The organism is Planctomycetota bacterium, assembly GCA_038746835.1.
Lineage (GTDB): Bacteria > Planctomycetota > Phycisphaerae > Tepidisphaerales > Tepidisphaeraceae > JBCDKH01.
The window spans coordinates 1-4382 of record JBCDKH010000247.1 but is presented as its reverse complement, the minus strand read 5'-3'; the positions used below and the strand labels follow the sequence as shown (position 1 = coordinate 4382).

The following is a 4382-nucleotide window of genomic DNA, read 5'->3' as shown; positions in this document are numbered from 1 at the left end:
CTTCACCGCCACGATGTATGCCAACCAGCTCGGGTCGCTGGGGGCTTCGGTGACGCGTTCCCAGTCGCCGGTTTCGTCGCCGTCCTCTTCGGTGCCAACTCTCCTCCGTCATCCTGAGCGAGCGCAGCGAGTCGAAGGACCTCGTTCGGTGCGCGTCACCGACCCGCTGCGAGGTCCCTCGGCTGCGCTCGGGATGACGGAGGGACGCAACAACCCCGAGGCAGCACCAATGTCCAGGTAGCTGCGGGCCTGCGGCCCGCAGTCCGTCTCCGCTTTACACAACCTCTCTCTCAGTACGGCACGACCGTCGCTCCACGTCGCGTTGCTGCCCACCAGAGGATCGCGAGCGGCAGGGCGTGCCCCGCCAGCATCGCACCGGAAAGCACCCACGCTTCCGTCCCCGCGATCGTCGGCAGCGTGAAGCTGCCCGCGTTCGTCGCCACCGCCGCGGCGGCGAGGTGGGCGTTGGTCGCGTCGCTCACCTGTGGATTCGTCGCCGTCAGCGCGATGAATGTCGCCGCGAACAGGGCGACCATCGACACGACTCCGATCATCGCGATTCCTGCAACGGTCGACGTCCGGCTCCGCAGCATCGAGATGATGCCGACGATGACGAGCAACAGCATCGTCGGTCCGACCGCGCTCACGAGCAGCAGCGGAACGATCACCCAGCGACGCGTCGTACCTAGGCCGTCGGCACTGTCCAGCAAACCGGCTCCGAGCAGGTCGAGCGTCAGCACGGATCGGTCAAAGAGAACCGACGTCGGAAGCGTCACCAACAGGAGAAGGGCGGTCGCGAAGAGCGTCCACGAGAGCTGTCGGTTCAAGCCCACGGGCTGAGCCGGTGGGCTCTGGTCTACGGTCTGTCGGTCGGAACGACGCGTCAGAAGCGTCGTCAGCAGCAGTGGAACGAGCGGGCCGACAAGTCCCGCCGGAAGCACCAGAAACCACACCAGAATGGTCGACAACTGCGCTGTTTCGGTAACAAACCCCGAGCTGCCGACAACCGCAACGGCAACGGACGGGTCCTCGACGGCGAACAGCAGAAGTGCCGCCGCAGCCCACGGCACGCCGACGTTGAGCGCGACGAGCAGCGACGACACGCGAGCGTTGACCAACTGGCACAGCGTCGCCGCGAGGAAGCACCACGTCGCCGACGTCGCCGCCAGCGTCATCAGCCCGGCCGCCAGCGACGTCGGGGCCCACGAGACGCGAAAGCCCGTCAGCGTCGCAATGCTCGTCGCGTGAAACGTCGCCCGGCTGGCCGACAGCGGGTTTCCGGGCTGCGACGCATCGATCGCCAGCCACGCACCGCCGACGATCAAGACGACGAGCCACGCCCCAACCGACGCCAGGGCGACCCGGCCGGGGGTGAAGCCGGTTGGGCGAGCGTCGCTCGTCATCCCGCCGGGGCCAGTTTGGAGGCGGCGATGTCGAGGACGAGCGTCTTCCGGCCGCCGCGGGCAAAGTCGATGACAATTCGCGCGTTGCGCCCGGCCGAGAGGTCGAGCACCTTGCCCACGCCGAGCTTCGTGTGGCGAATCTTCATGCCGACGCGGAATCGACTCGACAGGTCGTCCGCCGGCTGGTCGATCATTGACGCGCTTGGCAGGCCGGCGAGGCCCGTGCGATCCGTGTGGATGAGCGTGTCGTCCGGCAGCTCCTTCAGGAACGGGCTCGGCACGGTCCGTTCGCGGACGCCGCGCATCGTGCGGTACTGCGCTCGACTGAGCATCAGCCGCTCCTGTGCCCGCGTGATGCCGACGAAGGCGAGGCGGCGTTCTTCCTCGAGCTCCTGCTGGCTGTCGCGTGCCCGGCTGTGCGGCAGGCACCCTTCCTCCAGGCCGAGCATGGCGACGACGGGAAACTCCAGGCCCTTGGCCGCGTGGAGCGTCATGAGCGTCACCGCGCCGCCGTTGCCTTCGAAGCGATCGGTGTCGCTGACGAGGGCGATCTGCTGGAGGAAGTCGCCCAGGTTTGCGGGTTCGTTCTCCTCACGCCGGCCCTCCTCGTACTCGGCGGCGGCGTTGACGAGTTCGTTCATGTTCTCGACCTGCGGCTGTTCGTCGTCGCCGGGCTGTGTGTATTGCTTCTCGAGTCCGCTCTGGCGAATCACCTTCGCGACCAAGCCGGCGAGCGTGACGTCCGCGCCGTCCTCGCTTGCAACGAACAGGTCGTCCGCGGCCGGCGCGTCGTCCGGCAGCTTGCCCGTCGCGGCCTGGGCGGCGTGGCGTTGCCAGGCCTCGATCTTCTCGACGAACAGCGCGACCGAGCCCTTGCCGCGACTGCTGACGCCCGTGATTTCGTCGACGCGCTTCATCGCGTCGAACACGCCGACGCCTTCCGCGATGGCGAACGCCTGCATGGCCTTGACGCTCGCGTCGCCGATGCCGCGGGTCGGCGTGTTGACGATGCGGAGCAGGCTCACCTCGTCGCTGGGATTGTGGATTGCCCTCAGGTAGGCCAGCGTGTCCTTGACCTCTTTGCGGTTGTAGAACTCGGTGCCACGCGCGATCTGGTACGGCACGTTCTCGCGACGCAGAGCCGTCTCGATGACACGCGACAGGGCGTTCATCCGGTAGAAGACGGCCATGTCGCTCCACGGGCGGCCTTCCTTGTTGAAGGCGATCAGCCGCTCGGCCACCTCGCGGGCTTCGTCCTGCTCGTCCTGACAGGCGAGGACGTCGATCTTCTCGCCCTCGCCCGCGTGGGCGACGAGGCCCTTGTCCTTGCGCTCGACGTTGTTCTTGATGAGCACGTCCGCCGCCTTGAGGATCGTGGCGGTGGAGCGGTAGTTGGTCTCGAGCTTGACGACGGTGGCCTGCGGGTAGTCCTGCTCGAAGTCGAGGATGTTCCGCAGGTCCGCCCCGCGCCAGGCGTAGATCGATTGGTCCGGATCGCCGACGACGCACAGGTTCTTGTGCCGCTCCGCCAGCACGTGGGCCAGGACGTACTGCACGCGGTTGGTGTCCTGGTACTCGTCGATGTGCAGGTAGGCGAAGCGGTCCTGAAGCTCCTTCAGCACGTCGGGCCGATCGCGCAAACCCTGGACGACTCGGAGGAGCAGGTCGTCGAAATCGAGCGACTCGTTCTTCCGCATCATCTCGTCGTACTTCAGGTACGCCCGGGCGACGGTCCGCTGGTAGAAGTCGCTGGCCTCGCGGGCAAACTCCTCGGCACTGGCGAGCGCGTTCTTGGCGTTGGAGATCATTGCCAGCACCTTGGCCGGCGGGAAGTTGGTGCTGCTGACGTCCAGTTCTTTGAGCGCTTGCTTCATCATCTTCGACTGGTCGGCCGAGTCGAGGATGTTGAAGTTCCGCGGCACGCCCAAGATGTCGCCGTAGTGCCGGAGGATCCGCAGGCACAGCGAGTGGAACGTGCACAGCAGTGGCCCGCGCGTGTCGAGCCGCCCGATGTCGCGGCCCATGCGGACGCGATCCTCGATCAGCGGCCGGACACGCTCCCGCATCTCGCCCGCGGCCTTGTTGGTGAACGTGATCGCCAGGATGCTCGACGGCTCGATCCCCTGGTGAACGAGCCAGGCGACGCGTCGCGTCAGGACGCGGGTCTTGCCCGACCCGGCGGCGGCGAGGATCAGCAGCGGGCCTTCCGTCGTCGTGACGGCCCGCCGCTGCTCGGGCGTGAGGTCTTCGAGCAACGCGCTGGCTCCCTGCGTGGTCTCCGACATCGACATCGGGCGAGCATAGCGGGAGGCTCTGGCGGACAAGGACGGCTGCATCACGTGCAAAAACTCCGTCACCCCGAGCGCAGCCGACGCACCTCGTCTGATTCCGCACGGACGTTCAGACGAGGTCCTTCGACTCGCTTCGCTCGCTCAGGATGACCAGATGACGCGGCTCAGACGGACGTCTCGTCCTCGGCGTCGTGCACGGGCAGGTTGCTGCCGGTCAACTGGTTGATGCGCTCGCGGACGATGCCGAGCAGGTCGTCGCGCTCGTCTTCGGCGGGTAGCGGGCCTTCGAAGATGACGTTGCCCTCGTCGTCGCGGACGACAAGCGTCGATTCTTCGTCGGTCTCGACGAGTGTGGCCGAGCCGCGATCGTCTCGGATGACGCTCCGCGAGATGTTGCCCTTGAAGCCGTCCCGATCGTCGCCGGGGAATAGACCGGGAATCCGGTCAATCACCGGAGGTGCCGGTGGCAGTTCGATCGCGCGGAGCTGCGGCACCATCTGCCTTCGCTCACGAAGGTCGGGCCACTGCACGGATGGCATGATCGTGGCGCCGTACATCTCCAGCGGCGGCACCATCGCGGCGGCGAGCTTGACGTCGACTTCGACCTCTTCGCCGTCACGGAACAGCAGCAGCGTCACGCCGTCTCCGGCGTCGTAGCTGCGGACGAGGGCCGCGAACTGCGTCGCGT

3 protein-coding genes are annotated in these 4382 nt (G+C 67.0%); all 3 read right to left on the bottom strand.

Annotation, left to right across the window (positions count from 1 at the left end; all coding sequences use genetic code 11):
* Nucleotides 1-290: 290 nt before the first annotated feature.
* Entirely contained in the window at nt 291-1403 is a 1113-nt protein-coding gene (locus AAGI46_16000) for a hypothetical protein (GenBank protein MEM1013711.1), read from the bottom strand.
* Nucleotides 1400-3694 (bottom strand): UvrD-helicase domain-containing protein, encoded by a 2295-nt coding sequence (locus AAGI46_15995; protein MEM1013710.1) that lies wholly within the window; start codon nt 3692-3694, stop codon nt 1400-1402. The genes AAGI46_16000 and AAGI46_15995 overlap by 4 nt, the downstream gene beginning before the upstream one ends.
* Before the next feature lie 164 nt (nt 3695-3858).
* A partial coding sequence (locus AAGI46_15990; GenBank protein MEM1013709.1) for a hypothetical protein occupies nt 3859-4382 on the bottom strand: 524 nt, incomplete at its 5' end.

What these genes read in the sequence shown, in the direction of transcription:
- AAGI46_16000 (MEM1013711.1), bottom strand. Translation starts at nt 1,403, where the DNA reads ATGACGAGCGACGCTCGCCCAACCGGCTTCACCCCCGGCCGGGTCGCC.
- AAGI46_15995 (MEM1013710.1), bottom strand. Translation starts at nt 3,694, where the DNA reads ATGTCGATGTCGGAGACCACGCAGGGAGCCAGCGCGTTGCTCGAAGAC.